Origin of the sequence: Dickeya sp. ws52 (genome assembly GCF_007210685.1) — a bacterium.
GTDB classification, from domain to species: Bacteria; Pseudomonadota; Gammaproteobacteria; order Enterobacterales; family Enterobacteriaceae; genus Dickeya; species Dickeya chrysanthemi.
The window spans coordinates 289,771-306,091 of record NZ_SZVX01000002.1 but is presented as its reverse complement, the minus strand read 5'-3'; the positions used below and the strand labels follow the sequence as shown (position 1 = coordinate 306,091).

Genomic DNA, 16,321 nt, shown 5'->3' with positions numbered 1-16,321 from the left:
TATATGAGGAATAACCATGGGATGGCTGGCTGATTACTGGTGGGTAATACTGCTGGTGTTGCTGGGAATGTTGATCAACGGCATCAAGGAACTGAGCCGCCTTGACCATAAACGTTTTCTGCATGACAAACCGCCGTTGCCGCCGCACCGCGATAATAATGCGCAATGGGACGAAGAAGACGACTGGCCGCAGAAAAAACCCTGACCCGGTTGGTAAAAGCATAAGGCCGGGCACGTTATAGTGACCCGGCCTGCTTGTTTATGGCGATGGTTTTGTTTAGCACGGTCAGCGCGCTATCAGTCAGTTAACGGACAGTCCGTTAACGGAATGCCACCAGTTCACCGCGTGCGCCCATCACGGCCTCATCCCAGAAGCGTTTCGGGATGTAATAATGTAGCCGGTCCAACGCATTTTCCATCATACGATCGTCAATGGAATGCCCCAGTTGCGGTATCAGGTCTAATGTGAAATCTGATCCCTGGGTACGCAGACTCTGTGCCGCCTGCCGTGCATGATCGACGGTAATTACCGGGTCTTCCTCGCCATGAACCAGATGAACCACCACATCGTACATCGGCTGTTCAGGCAGCGTGGCAAAACGGCCACTGAATGCCACAACCCGCCCAGCCAGATTTTTCTCTGCTTTCAGTGCTTCCAGGATCATGATTGAGCCCTGAGAAAAACCAATCAACGCCGTGTGGGAATAATCGATTCCCGTGGTTTCCTGCCAGTGTCGTACGGTATCGATAAAACGCGGCATAACGGCATTCACGCGGCGGGCACGGTTATCTTCCGTTACGCCCTGAACCGAAAACCACTGGCGTCCTTCGCCCAATCCGATCGCTTCCGGACCGCCAACACTAATAATCTGCGCCGAGGGAAATGCATTAGCAAAATAGCGGCCAATCTTCCCCATCGAAACCGGATTATCGCCTACGCCATGAAAGAGTAAAAACAACTGCTTAGGTGAATGTGGCTGTTGCACCACAAAATAGTCATGCTTCATATCGCCTCTCCTGCGGTCGCCTCTATTGGGGAACCGACTGGTCAAACATGTTCGGTTGTCACTATACGCCCCTCGGTAGCGGGTCAATATTGAGGTTTATTGAACAGGTCATTCCATTATCCTGTATCAGGATCAGTGTATATGAAGGTGGAAAATGGGTAGGTCAAATCACAGTCAGAGTTACAAAATTGTGATCGCTACCACTTGAAATAAATTTTGGAAAGAAAACCACTTATTTCGCTATAGCGATAATGTCATACCAGTGTTGCCATTGTGCGGCATCCAACTGCTGCAACGCCTGAGCCGTTTCGGTGCGCCAGCGCTGAACCAACGCCTTTTTGCCCGCCAGTTGCAGTTGTTGAACACACTCCGCCGCGCTTTTACCTTGTTCAAGCCACAACCTTAAGGCTGCTAATGGCATTGGCGAGTGGAATACCAAACGTGACAACACCCCCTGACAAGCTTCCGGTGGACGGTGAGCCAGAGCAAACCCAGCCAGATTGCGCCAGTCATCAGCCGTGAGCATCTGCTCCTCCATCAGCGGCAAATCCAACGTCAACGGAATATCACGCTGCAACCAGTACCCGTCGCGCAGCAATTCATGGTGTGCTGAAGCGGTCAGCGCGCGGCCTTCCTCACTAAGGGGGAATAACGCCATCGCACTGTAGCAGCCACTACTGGCTTCGATGTGGCTGCCGATACGCACCAACTGAAACCCGCAACGCTGCCAGAACCGCCACAGATCCGGTTGAAAGCCGAAGCTCACCGACAGAAAATCCAGTTGTTGCCGGCGTGCGTGTTGTTGTTGTTCCCGCACCAGCGCCAGCCCAATTCCCTCACCTCGATGCGCCGCCAACACCGCAATGCGGCTGATACGACGCGATCGCAATACCGGCGCCTGCCATTGATTGCCGTGTGCCGCCAATGACTGTGCCACCAAACTCCCCCTTGGTCGACGCCGCCCAGCCCAGACATCCTGCGCCAGCGACACGGGTAGCCCGCCTTCATCCACCAGCCAGATAACGCCGCCAATCTTTGTTCCGACACCAGCGCTGGCGACATGTATGCCGGGAGCATCCATCAAACGGCGTAAATCCAGCGGCGAGGTTCGGTAGTGAGCACTGCAAAGCAATCCATAGCAGCCTTCAAGGCGCGCAGGAAGGCCGGACCAGTCGTCTCGTCGCTCCGGTTGTATCGTCAGTGAACCATGAAGTTGCTCCGGCACCTGTTTTTCGGCGTCAAATAACATCAGCCGATCAACGATGTTCTCCAGCGGATCTTGTTGCGCCCAGCGCAGCGGCTCCGTGAGCTCAATGACATGCCAGTCAGGCAGAGCCGCACAAAACTTTAGCAGAAAGCCACGCCCGGTCCCTTCATATCCTTGTACCGTGGTCGTCATCACTACCCGACGGAAAAACGGCAACAATGCCTGCAATATCGGCGCAGGAATCGATGCGGCTTCATCTATTAGCAACCAGTCCACTGGCGGTTTACCGTATTGCCGGCAAAAGGCCAGCAGCGCATCCGGTGCCCAAAATGTTGCCGAATCACCGGCTTGTCGCAGCAGAATCTCGCCGGCGGCACGCGACGGCGCGCTGACCCAGCAACCGCCCTGACATTGGCGCGCCAGCATACCGGCCAGCGTCGATTTGCCGCGCCCACGCGGCGCGGTAATCACCGATACGGCATGGGTAGTATGCAGTAGTTGCTGTACAACGGAGTATTGACAGGCGGTAGGGTTGCCGTCGGCAGGCAACCAATCGGCACGCCCATTCGGACGTGTGATGACCGGTTCGGTATCCTGCCGGCGCCACAGTACAACGCGGCTATCCGCCAGCAGTTGGCGCTGTACATGCCGAATAAAACGGGGCGTAGCGATCGGCTCCGGCTGTTCACTCCAGCGCAGGCTGTCATTATCAGGATAATTCGGCCAGCTCTCCCAGTCAGGCGCCAACAGGAGCAGCCAACTGCCGGCCCTGAGCGCACCGGCCAACATGGCCAACGCTTCTGCATCCAGCCCCTCGTGAGCATCGAATACCGCATGTAGGAATTCCCGCCCCAACACACTACGCACACGCGAAGAGGGTAGCGCGTTAATATTTTCAGGTGCAGATGTGCTGACCCACAGCCAGTCCCCCGGCAGCAAACCGCTCAGCCGCAAAGCCTGAGCGCGGCACCAGTCAGGCTGGCCGCTAAGCACCAGCAGACGACGAATACCATAACGCTGCTGATATTGCTGGCTGACAACGAACGACGAGTCCACCGCTATCCTCAAAGCAAACTTAGCCTTTACCGATCAGCAGCGACAGCAATCCCGCCGCTATCAACGGCCCTACCGGCACACCACGGAATAACGCGACCCCCATGACCGTACCAACCAACAAACCGGCCACCACCGATGGCTGATTGCTCATCAGCACGACGCCGCGCCCGCCCAACCAGGAAACGGCGACGCCGATCGCCACCGCCATTAACGATTTCCAGTGCAGAAAAGAGGATAGCACGTCGCCGGCGGAGATCTTGCCGCTGGCAATCGGCGCCATGACGCCGATCGTCAGCACCAACACTCCAAAAGACAGACCGTATTTTTCCACCCACGGAAAATAGTGATTCAACGGCGTAATACGCACCGCAACCAGAAACAGGATAGCCAGGGTCACGGTCATGTTCTGGCTGATGATACCGAGGGCGGCCAGCGCCAGTAAGATAAGCAACGTCGGGTCAAAAACGCCCATAAAACATATCCTTGCCGAAATCAGTCGATGCACAGGCGGGGAATAATAGCACTCATTGGACAGAGAACAGCAGCAAGACTGCTACGCAGACGGGAACCGACCGGTGATAAACATCAGGTGAAACCCACTATTCGATTTCATCAGACGAATGAAAACATCGTTCTGGCAACCGGAAACCGTCGCCGCCTGCCAGAACGTAAACGATTGCGCCGTTAGTCCAGCTTAACGCCCAGACGGTGTGCGACTTCTTCGTAGGCTTCAATCAGGCCGCCCAGGCTCTGACGGAAACGGTCTTTATCCATCTTGTTCAGGGTTTCTTTATCCCACAGACGGCTGCCGTCCGGCGAGAACTCGTCGCCCAGCACCACTTCGCCCTTGAACAAACCGAACTCCAGCTTAAAGTCCACCAGAATCAGGCCGGCATCGCCAAACAGCTTGCTCAGCACCTCATTGGCTTTGTAGCTCAGTTCCTTCATCCGCGCCAGATTCTCTTCGCTTACCCAGCCGAAGGTCTTGCAGTAGGACTCGTTCACCATCGGGTCGTGCATTGCGTCGTTTTTCAGGAACAGGTCGAACAACGGCGGATTAAGCACTTCCCCTTCCGTAATGCCCAGACGTTTGACCAACGATCCCGCCGCGCGGTTACGCACCACGCACTCAACCGGCACCATCTCCAGCTTCTTCACCAGCACTTCCGTATCCGACAGCAGGCTCACCATCTGGGTTGGGATCCCGGCTTCTTCCAGCTTGGTCATGATGAAGTGGTTGAACTTGTTGTTCACCATCCCTTTACGATCAAACTGCTCAATGCGAGCACCATCCCCTGCTGACGTATCATTGCGGAACTCCAGCACCAGCAGATCCGGATCTTCCGTGGTGTAGACCGTTTTCGCTTTTCCGCGATACAACTCAGCTAGCTTTTGCATCTTTCATTACTCCACACAAGTAAGGGCCACCCGCACCGGGCCCGTTAATTGAACGTGTTGATAAATCCATCACGTTATAAATCCATCACGTTAATGACTAAATGAAGAAGGGCCGGAGAACCCGACCCTTATACCCGTCATACTTCAAGTTGCATGTGCGTTGGCTTTCCTCGCTCACCCCAGTCACTTACTTAAGTAAGCTCCTGGGGATTCGCTGCGTCGCCGCGTTACAAGACTCATAATGAGTCTTGCCCTGAAGGGCCAACGCTTTGCGTTGTTCAAAACGCAACGCGTTTTGTCCTGCAACTCGAATTATTTAGGGTATATATTCTTGCGTTTTACGCTTTTACGACTCGCTGAACGCAGCCTGCAATACGGCGACCAGCGCGTCATTTTGCGACTGACTTAGCGTATGTCCTTTTGAGTCGATGAATTGCAGCGTACTGCGGTTACCCAAATCACCGACCTGCAGTTTGTAATCGCCGTTCGGCAATTGTGGATCGCGCGCGCCCAGCTCATTCCAGGTGCTGCTGCCCGGTGCCTTATAGTTGACAGACACCGACCCTTGCGGGCGACTGCGATCGCTAATAGTCATGCCAACCTTCTCCAGCGCCTTCGGCAGACGGTCCCATACCTGATTGTAGGAACCGCGAACCACCAACAACGGCAGGCCGGAGTCATCAGCGCCGCTCTGAACATTCAGTTGCTGACTGTTGCGGTTAGCTTGCGCGCTGTCATTATCGTTCAGGCGTTTATCCAGCTCGTCCGACAAGGTATTGAGCATCAACGCGGTATAACGCTGAATCTCGCCGCGCTCCGTAACCACAGACGTATTCTGCTGGAGATCCAGCAGCTTCACGCTCAGCGCCAATTGATACCCTTGCGTCTGCAAAGTCACCTGATAACGTGCCTGATGCGCCACATCCTCATCTTCACGCTTCCAGTTGATCCAATCGGTCGTCAGCGTCCGGCTGGCATCCTGACGGCTGGCAATCGTATAGCCTTTCGACTGCATAACCTGCGTCAACACTGCCCACAAACTGCTGTTGCGTGCATTATTTTCCAGTAACAGCGTAGCGGTATTACCCGATACCTGACCGCGGGAACCATTCAACAAAGCCAATGGCTGCATCGGCGGACGAATATCCAACGCTTTGCCTACCGGCCCATTCTGGTTGACCGGAGGAATATCGAAATCCCCATTCTGCAACGGCAGAATCAAACCGGGCGGTACATCCAGCGCCCGGTGATCAGGAGTTTTCAGATAGGATTCATCGCCGTTGACCTGACGCTTGTAGCGTTGATCGCTGGTACAGGCGGCCAGCAACATGATCAGCGAAACACCGACAACCTTTGCCACCATCGACTTTTGCAATGAAGAACTCATCAAATCTCCCTAACGGTTACAGCAGACCCGCCTGCTTCATAGCCTGCTCCATCACGTCGCGACCGGCATCGGTCAGCGGCGTCATCGGCAGACGAAGCGTATCGGTCGCCATCAATCCCAATGCCTTACAGGCCCATTTCACCGGAATCGGATTGGGTTCAACAAACAGCTTCTGATGCAACGGCATCAAGCGCTGATTCAGACGGCGGGCTTCGACGAAATTCCCTTGTGCCGCCAGCTCGCACAGCGAGGCCATTTCACGGGCCGCGATGTTGGCCGTCACGGAAATCACGCCGTTGCCGCCCAGTTGCATAAAGTCCAGCGAGCTGGCGTCATCGCCGCTCAGCAAAATGAAATCTTCATGAACCAGCTCTTGGATCTGGCTAACCCGGCTTAAGTTCCCGGTTGCTTCCTTGATGGCGACAATATTTTTGATTTCCGACAGACGGGCGACGGTTTCCGGCAACATGTCGCAACCGGTACGAGACGGCACGTTGTAGAGGATCTGCGGCAGGTCGGTATGTTCGGCAATCGCCTTAAAGTGCAGGAACAAACCGTGCTGAGTCGGTTTGTTGTAATACGGCGTCACGGTCAGACAGCCGGCTACGCCGGTATCGTTGAAACGCTGGGTAAGGGAAATCGCTTCAGCAGTCGAATTAGCGCCGGTACCGGCGATCACCGGAATACGGCCATCGCTTAATTCCAGCGTCAGCATCACCACATCGCCATGCTCATCGTGGCTCAAGGTGGCGGATTCGCCGGTGGTGCCCACCGACACAATTGCGGACGTGCCGCTAGCGACATGATAATCAATCAGTTTTTTCAGGCTTGCACGATCAACGGCACCTTTATCGTCCATCGGCGTAACCAGAGCAACAATACTACCCGTAAACATTGGCCATCCCCTCCACAAACAAGTGCTTCATGGTACTTTTGACTTCTATGCAAAAGCAAGCTTACAACCGCGGTTGTCAGCGCTTGGCAGGTGGTTTTTTTTATGTTTACCATGTTACTCCCAACATTTTGTACAGGAAGCACTATTTTGCCTCGCCCACAAGAACACTATCTGGTCATTACCGCGTTGGGGACCGATCGTCCCGGTATCGTCAATACGATCACCCGCCACGTCAGTAGCTGTGGTTGCAACATCGAAGATAGCCGACTTGCAATGCTGGGCACGGAGTTCACCTTTATCATGCTGCTCTCCGGCAGTTGGAACGCGATTACGCTCATCGAGTCTACTCTGCCGCAGAAAGGCGCCGAACTGGATTTGCTGATTGTGATGAAACGTACCGAATCGCAGTCCCGTCCGCCGATGCCGGCTACCGTGTGGGTCAAAGTGGATGTTGCCGACTCACCACACATCATCGAACGCTTTACTGATCTGTTCGATTCCCATCAAATGAACATCGCTGAGCTGGTCTCCAAAACCCGCCCCGCCGATGGCGATATGCCGCCGCAACTGTACATCCAGATTACGGCGCACAGCCCGGCGGCGTTGGCGGGTTCAATTATTGAGCCGGCCTTTCATCAGCTATGTACAGAACTGCACGCACAAGGCAGTATTAGCGTTGTGAACTATCCACAGCACGAAGAGAAAGATGGAGAGTAGTGATGACCACACTGAAAGCCGGTGATATTGCACCGAAATTTAGCTTGCCCGACCAGGACGGCGAACAAGTTAATTTGGCCGACTTCCAGGGACAACGGGTGTTGGTGTATTTCTATCCCAAGGCCATGACGCCAGGTTGCACCGTGCAAGCCTGTGGGCTTCGCGATAACATGGACGAGCTGAAGAAATTCGGCGTTGAGGTTCTGGGGATCAGCACCGATAAGCCGGAAAAACTGTCCCGTTTTGCGGAAAAAGAACTGCTGAACTTTACCCTGCTGGCCGACGAAGATCACCAGGTAGCGGAACAGTTCGGCGTTTGGGGTGAAAAAACCTTTATGGGAAAAACCTATGACGGCATTCACCGCATTAGTTTTCTGATCAATGCTGAAGGTCACATCGAAAAAGTCTTCGATGATTTCAAAACCAGTAATCACCACGATATCGTGCTGAATTACCTGAAGGACGCCTGACGTTTTCCCACACCTGATTAATTGCCGACGCGTTATTCGATGCGTCGGCAAACCGTTTTTCATACCGCATTTTCCGTTGTTAAGTCGCCTTTTTCCCCTGTTCGTGTTTCATTGTGTGCCGCCGCTGGCTAAGATGATGACCATTCTTTCAGGCTGTTCGAAAGGTTGTATTCGTTATGTCCTCTCGGTTCAAACAGACGGTCATCGCCATGCTGGCAGGCGTGCTGCTAAGCACAAGTCCTCAGGGATTCCCGGCCACGACCCAGGACACGCTGCCGGATATCGGCACCACCGCCGGCGGCACGCTCAGTATTAATCAGGAATTGGTGATGGGAGATTTTTACCTGCGCCAGTTGCGCGCAGGCGCGCCGTTGATTAATGACCCGCTGCTGTTGCAATACATCAATCAGTTGGGGGGACGGTTGGTCAAATCCGCCGACTCCGTGCGTACGCCGTTCCATTTCTTCCTGGTTAATAACGACGAAATCAACGCCTTTGCCTTCTTCGGCGGCAATGTGGTGCTACATTCCGGGCTATTCCGTTATGTAGAAAATGAAAGCGAGCTGTCCTCAATACTGGCGCACGAAATATCTCACGTCACTCAGCGCCATCTGGCTCGTGCGATGGAAGCGCAGAAAGCCAGCGCGCCTCTGGCCTGGGCCGGCGCATTCGGCTCATTGCTACTGGCGATGGCCAACCCACAGGCGGGTTTTGCCGCACTCAGCGGGACGCTGGCAGGGGCGCAGCAAAGCATCATCAGTTTTACCCAATCCAATGAACAGGAAGCGGATCGCATCGGGATTCAGGTACTGCAACGCGCCGGGTTCGACCCGCAGGCAATGCCTAATTTCCTGCAACGGCTGGCAGACACTTCGCGTTACGCCACCAAACCACCGGAAATGCTGCTGACGCACCCGTTGCCGGAAAGCCGGCTGTCGGACGCCCGCAATCGCGCCAACCAGATGAAATCGACGCCGGTACACTCTTCACAAGATTTTTTGTTCGCCAAGGCGCGCGTATTGGGGATGTATGGTTCACAAGACAACCCGTACGGCGCCGCGCTGCTGGATAATTGGGCTAAAGGCAACGCGCGCGAGCAACAGGCGGCGCAATATGGGCGCGCCATTCGCGCTTATCAGGCCAAGAAATACGATGACGCACGCGCCACGCTCCAGCCGTTACTGGATAAGTCGCCGTCAAACCCCTGGTTTCTTGATTTGATGACCGATATCGATATCGGTCAACAGCGCGCCGACCAGGCCGTCGCCCGCTTGCAGAAAGTGCCGGATGTGCAAGACAACCCGGTGTTGCAGCTCAATCTGGCGAATGCGATGGTGGAAAGCCGCAAGTCGGCCGATGCTATCCGCATTCTGCGTAAATACACATACGCCCATCCCGACGATTCAAACGGTTGGGATTTACTGGCGCAGGCTTGTGCCGCACAGAATATGCGCAGCGAAGAACTGGCGTCACGGGCGGAAAGCCTGGCGCTGACCGGGAAGCTGGATCAAGCCATTCGCTTGCTGAGCAACGCCAGCTCGCAAAGTAAGCTCGGCAGTCTTGATCAGGCCCGCTACGATGCCCGCATCGATCAGCTTCGTGCGCTACAGCAACGTTTCCATCCTTATGAAAAATCTTGAAAAAGGTGAAAGGAATGAGTCAATCGGTAACCATTTATCATAATCCGCGCTGTTCCAAGAGCCGTGAAACGCTGGCCTTGCTGCAGCAACAAGGCATAGAACCGCAAGTGGTGTTGTATCTGGACACGCCGCCGGATGCCGCTACGCTCAGCCAGTTGATAACACAGTTGGGGTTTGCCGGCGCGCGCGAACTGATGCGCCGCAAAGATGATCTGTACCGGGAATTGAATCTGGACGACGACAGTCTGAGCGAGGCTCAATTGATCGACGCGATGGTCACCCACCCGAAACTGATTGAGCGCCCGATTGTGATTGCCAACGGCCGCGCGAAACTCGGTCGCCCGCCGGAGCAAGTGCTGGATATTCTGTGACGGGCCGGATTACAGCCCGAGGATCTCTTTGACGAAAGGAATCGTCAGTTTACGCTGTGCGGTAATCGAGGCGTGGTCCAGTTGGTCCAGCGTCATAAACAGGGTGCGCATTTCCCGATCCAGCCGTTTCAGCAGAAAACGGCTAACGTCTTCCGGCAATTCAAAACCGCGCAACCGGGCGCGTAGCTGTAGCGCTTCGCCTTTTTCTTGATCCGACAGCGGCTGCAGCCGGTAGATCTGCCCCCAATCAAGACGCGAGGCCAAATCAGCCAGTTGCAGATTGATCTGACGCGGCGGACGATCGCCGGTGATCAGCAGCCGGGTGCGCCCGCCTTCCTGAATACGGTTGTAGAGATTAAACAGCGCCATTTCCCACACCTCATCGCCAGCTATCGACTCAATATTATCGATGCACACCAACGCCAGCTGTTCCATGCCTTCCAACACATCCGGAACGAAATAGGCGCGTTTATCCAGCGGAACATAACCGACCGCACGGCCGAGACGCGATAACTCTGCACAGGCGGCATGTAACAAGTGGCTACGCCCCCCGCCTTCGCGTGACCAAAAATAGATGTAGCTGCCGTGTTCCTGATCCAGCGTCGTGTGAATGGCAGCCAGCAGAGACGTGTTTTCTCCCGGATAGAAACTGGCGAAAGTTTCGTCATCGGGTAAGTAGAGTGGCAATGATAACTGTGCCGGTGTGTTCAGAAGCACCTCAAACCAAACAGGCAGGAAAACGAGACAAGTTTAGCATAGAAACCTTTCGCGATTGAACCGGCAGACCGCCGGTTCGCCGCATTGCCCGCCAACATGCCGACGGGCCGGTAAATTATTGTGCGGAAGTTCGCTCATCCGCCGCATCAATCACCTCTTCTTCCTTGTTGAACAGGCTGATAACACGGAACACCACACTCAGAATGACCCCAACCACGGTGGCCAGCGCCATCCCTTTCAGCTCGACTGCGCCCAGGTGGATCTTCGCGCCGCTGACGCCGATGATCAGGATCACCGATGTCAGGATCAGATTCTGCGCCTTGTTGTAATCCACTTTGGATTCAATCAACACCCGAATACCGGATGCGGCGATAACGCCGTACAGCAGCAGCGACACGCCGCCCATCACCGGAACCGGCACAGCCTGGATTGCCGCCGCCAGCTTACCGACGCAGGACAGCAGAATCGCAATGATCGCCGCCCCGCCAATAACCCAGGTACTGTAAACCTTGGTGATCGCCAGCACGCCGATATTCTCGCCATATGTCGTGTTCGGGGTGGAACCAAAGAAACCGGACAGCATGGTAGAGACGCCGTTAGCGAACAACGAACGGTGCAGACCTGGTTCGCGCATCAAATCCTTTTTCACGATATTAGCGGTCACCACTAGGTGACCAATGTGCTCGGCCACCACCACCAGTGCGGCCGGCAACACCGTCAACATCGCCACCCACTCAAAGCGCGGCGTATAAAAGGTCGGCAAGGCGAACCAGTGCGCCTGAACGATCGGCGTCAAATCCACCATGCCCATCGCGAAAGAGAGCGCATACCCCACCAGAACCCCGATCAGGATCGGAATAATCGCCAGAAAACCACGGAACAAGACGGAACCCAGCACCGTGACCACCAACGTCACCAGCGAGACGGTGACGGTTTTACCGTCCATCTCCGTCCCCGTAGCCGGCAGCAGCCCCGCCATGTTGGCCGCCACGCCCGCCAGTTCCAGCCCGATCACCGCCACAATCGCGCCCATCGCCGCCGGCGGGAAAATCACGTTCAGCCAGCCGGTTCCGACTTTTTTCACCAGCAACGCCACCAGGCAAAACAGCGCGCCACACAGAATAAAACCGCCCAGCGCCACTTCATATCCCTGCGGCAACAGCAAAAATACCGGCGAAAGAAACGCAAAACTGGACCCCAGATACGCCGGGATTTTTCCTTTACAGATAAACAGATAAAGCAGCGTACCAATACCGTTGAACAGCAGTACCGTCGCCGGATTGATCTTAAATAGGATCGGCACCAGTACGGTGGCGCCGAACATCGCGAACAGATGCTGGAAACTCAGCGGTATCGTTTGCAAAAGCGGGGGGCGTTCACTGACGCCGATGGCGCGACGAGTCATCGTGTTTTCCTCTGTGTCTCAGACTGAAAAATACCGGGAACCCCGGCAGAAAGTTCAGCGTCGGCACGCCGCCGGCGCTGAAAAAATCTCGCCATCCGTGGAATGCGCAGGAACAATCCGTTAAGTCAGAAACGGGCGGTTCATACGCAAAAAAAAGCCGACTCTACAGTCGGCTGGATATCATTTCGTACCAAACAGCTTGTCGCCCGCATCGCCCAGGCCCGGCATAATGTAACCGTGTTCGTTGAGGCCCTTGTCGATCGACGCGGTATACAGCTCCACATCCGGGTGCACCTTTTCCAGCGCGGCGATACCTTCCGGCGCCGCCACCAGTACCAGCACCTTGATGCTGCGGCAACCCGCTTTCTTCAGCAGATCGATAGTGGCAATCATCGACCCGCCGGTCGCCAGCATCGGGTCAACGACCAGCGCCATACGCTCATCAATATTGGAAGCCAGCTTCTGGAAATAGGGCACCGGCTCCAGCGTTTGTTCGTCGCGGTACATCCCCACGACGCTGATGCGCGCACTCGGTACGTTTTCCAGCACCCCTTCCATCATGCCGAGGCCGGCACGCAGAATCGGTACGACGGTAATTTTTTTACCTTTGATTTGGTCGACTTCAACCGCACCGCACCAGCCTTCGATGGTCACTTTTTCCGTCGCCAGATCGGCGGTGGCTTCGTATGTCAGCAGACTGCCGACTTCAGACGCCAGTTCACGGAAACGCTTGGTACTGATATCGTGCTCGCGCATCAGACCCAGTTTATGTTTGACGAGCGGGTGTTTTACCTCGACGATTTTCATTACTTTTTTACTCCCCATCGGCAGTGGACGGCCAAAAAAATCGCGGGATTATACCGCTTTTTCAAATGTACGCCATAGATTCCAGTCTGATCCAAATCAAGCAAAAACGGAAATTATCGCCGTCAATCCGCCAACCCGCCGACGACGGCCGCCGCCCTGTGCCGACGAAACCGCCACACGGCGAAAGACACCGCTCGCAAACGTTTGCTTACGCTGCTAGAATTAGCGCGCTCCATTTTTTAAACCAATCGTAACCTCCGTGGGGACTTCCGCAGTGACCGATAAAACCTCTCTCAGCTATAAAGACGCAGGCGTGGATATTGATGCTGGCAATGCATTGGTAGACCGTATCAAAGGTGTAGTGAAACAGACCCGTCGCCCGGAAGTTATGGGTGGATTGGGCGGTTTCGGTGCCCTGTGCGCCTTACCGCAAAAATACCGCGAACCGGTACTGGTTTCCGGTACCGATGGGGTGGGTACTAAACTGCGTCTGGCGATGGACCTGCAACGTCACGATACGATTGGTATCGACCTGGTGGCGATGTGCGTCAACGACCTGGTGGTACAAGGCGCCGAGCCGTTGTTCTTCCTGGATTATTACGCCACCGGCAAGCTGGACGTAGACACCGCCGCCCGCGTTATCACCGGTATCGCCGAAGGCTGCAAACAATCCGGCTGTGCGCTGGTCGGCGGCGAAACCGCTGAAATGCCCGGCATGTACCACGGCGACGATTACGACGTAGCCGGTTTCTGCGTCGGCGTGGTTGAAAAAGCCGAGATCATCGACGGCAGCAAAGTACGCGAAGGCGACGCGTTGATCGCACTGGCCTCCAGCGGACCGCACTCCAACGGTTACTCGCTGATTCGCAAAATCCTTGAAGTGAGTGGTGCTAATCCGGAACAGACTCAACTGGATGGCAAACCGCTGGCTGACCATCTGCTGGCCCCGACTAAAATCTACGTTAAATCCGTGCTGTCGCTGATCGAAACTGTAGACGTACACGCCATTTCCCACCTGACCGGCGGCGGCTTCTGGGAAAACATTCCGCGCGTACTGCCGGAAGGTATGCAGGCGACTATTGATGAATCCAGTTGGCAGTGGCCACCGGTATTCCAATGGTTGCAGCAAAACGGCAACGTCAGCCGCCACGAAATGTACCGCACGTTTAACTGCGGCGTAGGCATGATCATTGCCCTGCCGGCCGACCAGGCGGATAAAGCCATCGAACACCTCAACGGCAACGGTGAAACCGCCTGGAAAATCGGTGTCATTACCCGCACCGACGGCGGAGAAACCGTGGTTATTCAGTGATGAAAAGCATCGTCGTCCTGATTTCTGGTCAGGGGAGTAATCTGCAGGCGTTGATTGACGCCTGCCAGCATGGACGTCTTGCCGGGCGAATCACTGCGGTGCTGAGTAACAATCCCGATGCATTCGGGTTGGAACGCGCCCGTGACGCCGGCATCGCTACCCATGCGTTGCTACCCGGCGATTACGCCAGCCGTGCCGATTTTGATGAGGCGCTGGCAATCGAAATCGAGAAATATCAACCCGATGTGGTGGTACTGGCCGGATACATGCGTATCCTCAGCGCCGGATTCGTCGCTCGTTTTCTCGGCAAAATGCTGAATATCCACCCGTCGCTGCTGCCGAAATATCCCGGTCTGCACACCCATCGCAAGGCGCTGGAAAACGGCGACGGCGAGCACGGCACGTCGGTACACTTCGTGACCGAAGAGCTGGACGGCGGCCCGGTTATCTTGCAAGCCAGAGTGCCGATTTTCCCCGGTGATACCGAGCAGGATATTCAGGAACGGGTGCAAACGCAGGAGCACAGCATCTATCCGCTGGTCGTCGGTTGGTTTCTGGCCGGACGTTTGGCGTTGCGCGACCATCAAGCCTGGATCGACGGCGAGGTTGTTCCTCCCGGCGGTTACGCCGCCGAATAAAGGCCGCCCTCTCGCCCCGACGCATTGCCGGGGCGTTATTCCGCTCATCTGTTCATAACGCGTCCATCCCGGGCCGATCTCTTTTTTTCTGGATAATGACCTTCGTCACAAAGGTTACGGAATTGTATGTAACCGCTTTCATCACTGTGACCTGACTCACGCAGTCTCTCCATAACGCCTGACAGAATAGGCCCGAACAGCTTGAGTGTCAGAGGGCGCCCCGTGAACTTTTTCTTCTGTGGTGAGTATGCATGATTACCATCCGTGATGTCGCGCGTCAGGCGGGCGTTTCCATTGCCACGGTTTCCCGTGTGCTCAATAACAACAGTGCGGTCACCCAGCAAACGCGCGAGCTGGTGTTGCAAACGGTCGAGCAATTGGGTTATCGCCCGAATGCCAATGCACAAGCGCTGGCATCGCAGGTCAGCGACACTATCGGCGTAGTGGTGATGGACGTGTCGGACCCGTTCTTCGGCGCGATGGTCAAAGCGGTGGATACGGTGGCGCAGCGGCTGCAAAAGCATGTACTGATTAACAATTCCTATCACCAGGAAGAAAAGGAACGTCATGCTATTGAAGTGCTGATACGCCAGCGCTGCAACGCGCTGATCGTACATGCCAAAGCCTTATCCGACGAGGAACTGGCGGCGTTTATGGATCAAGTCCCCGGCATGGTGCTGATCAACCGGCTGCTGCCGGATTACCCGCACCGCTGCGTCTGTCTGGACAACGTCAGCGGCGCCATGATGGCGACCCGCATGTTGTTGCAGCAAGGGCATCAGCGCATTGGTTATCTCCGCTCCAGCCACCCGATAGAAGACGTAACGGAACGACTCACCGGCTGGCGACAGGCATTGCAGGAACACGGTATCGAAGCCCCCGATGAGTGGATAGCCGGCGGCGAGCCCGACTTGCAAGGCGGTGAAGCGGCGATGGTGGAACTGCTGGGGCGTAACCAGCAGTTGACCGCCGTGTTCGCCTACAACGACGGCATGGCGGCCGGCGCGCTGATGGCGCTAAAAGATAATGGCATTCCGGTGCCGGAGCGGTTTTCGGTGATCGGTTTCGACGATATCCCTATTTCCCGTTACACCGATCCACGCCTGACCACCATCCGCTACCCTATTATTTCCATGGCGAAAATCGCTACGGAGCTGGCGTTGAAAGGGGCGGCCGGCCTGCTGGACCCAACGGCAAGGCACTGTTTCATGCCGACGCTGGTACGGCGGCATTCGGTGGCCACGCGCTAAAATGTGGAAGCGGTCACTAATTCTTTCAAATCATCCATGTAACC

Annotated in this window: 17 protein-coding genes; 8 read left to right on the top strand and 9 right to left on the bottom strand. The window is 55.5% G+C overall.

What is annotated here, in order from left to right; translation table 11 throughout:
* Positions 1–16 precede the first annotated feature (16 nt).
* Entirely contained in the window at positions 17–205 is a 189-nt protein-coding gene (locus FDP13_RS03220) for a YpfN family protein (protein WP_012770652.1), read from the top strand.
* Between the two features lie 115 nt (positions 206–320).
* Here the strand turns inward: FDP13_RS03220 and ypfH are convergent, their stop codons facing one another.
* The 6 genes from ypfH to dapA all read right to left on the bottom strand — a co-directional run bounded on the left by ypfH (position 321) and on the right by dapA (position 6,950).
* Positions 321–1,007, bottom strand: a complete 687-nt coding sequence (ypfH, locus tag FDP13_RS03215) for an esterase (RefSeq protein WP_033575949.1) — start codon at positions 1,005–1,007, stop codon at positions 321–323.
* Positions 1,008–1,239: 232 nt separating this feature from the next.
* The gene (locus FDP13_RS03210) at positions 1,240–3,270 is read right to left on the bottom strand and encodes a tRNA(Met) cytidine acetyltransferase TmcA (protein ID WP_143838580.1); all 2,031 of its coding nucleotides are present in this window, start codon (positions 3,268–3,270) and stop codon (positions 1,240–1,242) included.
* A 19-nt stretch (positions 3,271–3,289) separates the two neighbouring features.
* Positions 3,290–3,742 carry a DUF441 domain-containing protein gene (locus FDP13_RS03205; RefSeq protein WP_012770655.1) on the bottom strand — a complete coding sequence of 151 codons (453 nt, stop codon included), beginning with the start codon at positions 3,740–3,742 and terminating at the stop codon, positions 3,290–3,292.
* Positions 3,743–3,954: 212 nt separating this feature from the next.
* Positions 3,955–4,668: a phosphoribosylaminoimidazolesuccinocarboxamide synthase gene (gene purC, locus FDP13_RS03200; RefSeq protein ID WP_012770656.1), complete on the bottom strand. Its 714-nt coding sequence runs from the start codon at positions 4,666–4,668 to the stop codon at positions 3,955–3,957.
* A 346-nt stretch (positions 4,669–5,014) separates the two neighbouring features.
* Positions 5,015–6,055 carry an outer membrane protein assembly factor BamC gene (gene bamC / locus FDP13_RS03195; protein WP_143838578.1) on the bottom strand — a complete coding sequence of 347 codons (1,041 nt, stop codon included), beginning with the start codon at positions 6,053–6,055 and terminating at the stop codon, positions 5,015–5,017.
* A gap of 16 nt (positions 6,056–6,071) precedes the next feature.
* Positions 6,072–6,950: a 4-hydroxy-tetrahydrodipicolinate synthase gene (dapA, locus tag FDP13_RS03190; RefSeq protein ID WP_012770658.1), complete on the bottom strand. Its 879-nt coding sequence runs from the start codon at positions 6,948–6,950 to the stop codon at positions 6,072–6,074.
* 147 nt (positions 6,951–7,097) lie between these two features.
* Here dapA and FDP13_RS03185 point away from each other — a divergent pair, with 147 nt between their 5' ends.
* From FDP13_RS03185 to arsC, 4 genes are all read left to right on the top strand, one after another.
* Positions 7,098–7,667 (top strand): glycine cleavage system transcriptional repressor, encoded by a 570-nt coding sequence (locus tag FDP13_RS03185; RefSeq protein ID WP_033575952.1) that lies wholly within the window; start codon positions 7,098–7,100, stop codon positions 7,665–7,667.
* A gap of 2 nt (positions 7,668–7,669) precedes the next feature.
* Positions 7,670–8,137: a thioredoxin-dependent thiol peroxidase gene (gene bcp / locus FDP13_RS03180; protein ID WP_012770660.1), complete on the top strand. Its 468-nt coding sequence runs from the start codon at positions 7,670–7,672 to the stop codon at positions 8,135–8,137.
* Positions 8,138–8,313: 176 nt separating this feature from the next.
* Entirely contained in the window at positions 8,314–9,777 is a 1,464-nt protein-coding gene (locus tag FDP13_RS03175) for a M48 family metallopeptidase (protein ID WP_143838576.1), read from the top strand.
* A gap of 14 nt (positions 9,778–9,791) precedes the next feature.
* On the top strand, positions 9,792–10,148 hold the full coding sequence (gene arsC / locus FDP13_RS03170; RefSeq protein ID WP_012770662.1) for an arsenate reductase (glutaredoxin): 357 nt from the start codon (positions 9,792–9,794) through the stop codon (positions 10,146–10,148).
* Between the two features lie 9 nt (positions 10,149–10,157).
* Here the strand turns inward: arsC and hda are convergent, their stop codons facing one another.
* The 3 genes from hda to upp form a co-directional block, all read right to left on the bottom strand.
* Positions 10,158–10,865: a DnaA inactivator Hda gene (hda, locus tag FDP13_RS03165; RefSeq protein ID WP_012770663.1), complete on the bottom strand. Its 708-nt coding sequence runs from the start codon at positions 10,863–10,865 to the stop codon at positions 10,158–10,160.
* 115 nt (positions 10,866–10,980) lie between these two features.
* The gene (gene uraA / locus FDP13_RS03160) at positions 10,981–12,270 is read right to left on the bottom strand and encodes a uracil permease (RefSeq protein ID WP_012770664.1); all 1,290 of its coding nucleotides are present in this window, start codon (positions 12,268–12,270) and stop codon (positions 10,981–10,983) included.
* 180 nt (positions 12,271–12,450) lie between these two features.
* On the bottom strand, positions 12,451–13,077 hold the full coding sequence (upp, locus tag FDP13_RS03155) for a uracil phosphoribosyltransferase (protein WP_012770665.1): 627 nt from the start codon (positions 13,075–13,077) through the stop codon (positions 12,451–12,453).
* Positions 13,078–13,351: 274 nt separating this feature from the next.
* Between upp and purM the strand changes: the two genes are divergently transcribed.
* From purM to galS, 3 genes are all read left to right on the top strand, one after another.
* Positions 13,352–14,389 (top strand): phosphoribosylformylglycinamidine cyclo-ligase, encoded by a 1,038-nt coding sequence (purM, locus tag FDP13_RS03150; RefSeq protein ID WP_143838574.1) that lies wholly within the window; start codon positions 13,352–13,354, stop codon positions 14,387–14,389.
* Entirely contained in the window at positions 14,389–15,027 is a 639-nt protein-coding gene (gene purN / locus FDP13_RS03145; RefSeq protein WP_143838572.1) for a phosphoribosylglycinamide formyltransferase, read from the top strand. The genes purM and purN overlap by 1 nt, the downstream gene beginning before the upstream one ends.
* Positions 15,028–15,278: 251 nt before the next feature.
* Positions 15,279–16,277 (top strand): HTH-type transcriptional regulator GalS, encoded by a 999-nt coding sequence (gene galS / locus FDP13_RS03140; protein ID WP_012770668.1) that lies wholly within the window; start codon positions 15,279–15,281, stop codon positions 16,275–16,277.
* Positions 16,278–16,321 lie beyond the last annotated feature (44 nt).

Excerpts from the sequence above, each read along its gene's own strand:
- FDP13_RS03220 (WP_012770652.1), top strand. The coding sequence starts at position 17 with ATGGGATGGCTGGCTGATTACTGGTGGGTAATACTGCTGGTGTTGCTG.
- ypfH (WP_033575949.1), bottom strand. The coding sequence starts at position 1,007 with ATGAAGCATGACTATTTTGTGGTGCAACAGCCACATTCACCTAAGCAG.
- FDP13_RS03205 (WP_012770655.1), bottom strand. The coding sequence starts at position 3,742 with ATGGGCGTTTTTGACCCGACGTTGCTTATCTTACTGGCGCTGGCCGCC.
- purC (WP_012770656.1), bottom strand. The coding sequence starts at position 4,668 with ATGCAAAAGCTAGCTGAGTTGTATCGCGGAAAAGCGAAAACGGTCTAC.
- bamC (WP_143838578.1), bottom strand. The coding sequence starts at position 6,055 with ATGAGTTCTTCATTGCAAAAGTCGATGGTGGCAAAGGTTGTCGGTGTT.
- dapA (WP_012770658.1), bottom strand. The coding sequence starts at position 6,950 with ATGTTTACGGGTAGTATTGTTGCTCTGGTTACGCCGATGGACGATAAA.
- bcp (WP_012770660.1), top strand. The coding sequence starts at position 7,670 with ATGACCACACTGAAAGCCGGTGATATTGCACCGAAATTTAGCTTGCCC.
- FDP13_RS03175 (WP_143838576.1), top strand. The coding sequence starts at position 8,314 with ATGTCCTCTCGGTTCAAACAGACGGTCATCGCCATGCTGGCAGGCGTG.
- arsC (WP_012770662.1), top strand. The coding sequence starts at position 9,792 with ATGAGTCAATCGGTAACCATTTATCATAATCCGCGCTGTTCCAAGAGC.
- uraA (WP_012770664.1), bottom strand. The coding sequence starts at position 12,270 with ATGACTCGTCGCGCCATCGGCGTCAGTGAACGCCCCCCGCTTTTGCAA.
- upp (WP_012770665.1), bottom strand. The coding sequence starts at position 13,077 with ATGAAAATCGTCGAGGTAAAACACCCGCTCGTCAAACATAAACTGGGT.
- purN (WP_143838572.1), top strand. The coding sequence starts at position 14,389 with ATGAAAAGCATCGTCGTCCTGATTTCTGGTCAGGGGAGTAATCTGCAG.
- galS (WP_012770668.1), top strand. The coding sequence starts at position 15,279 with ATGATTACCATCCGTGATGTCGCGCGTCAGGCGGGCGTTTCCATTGCC.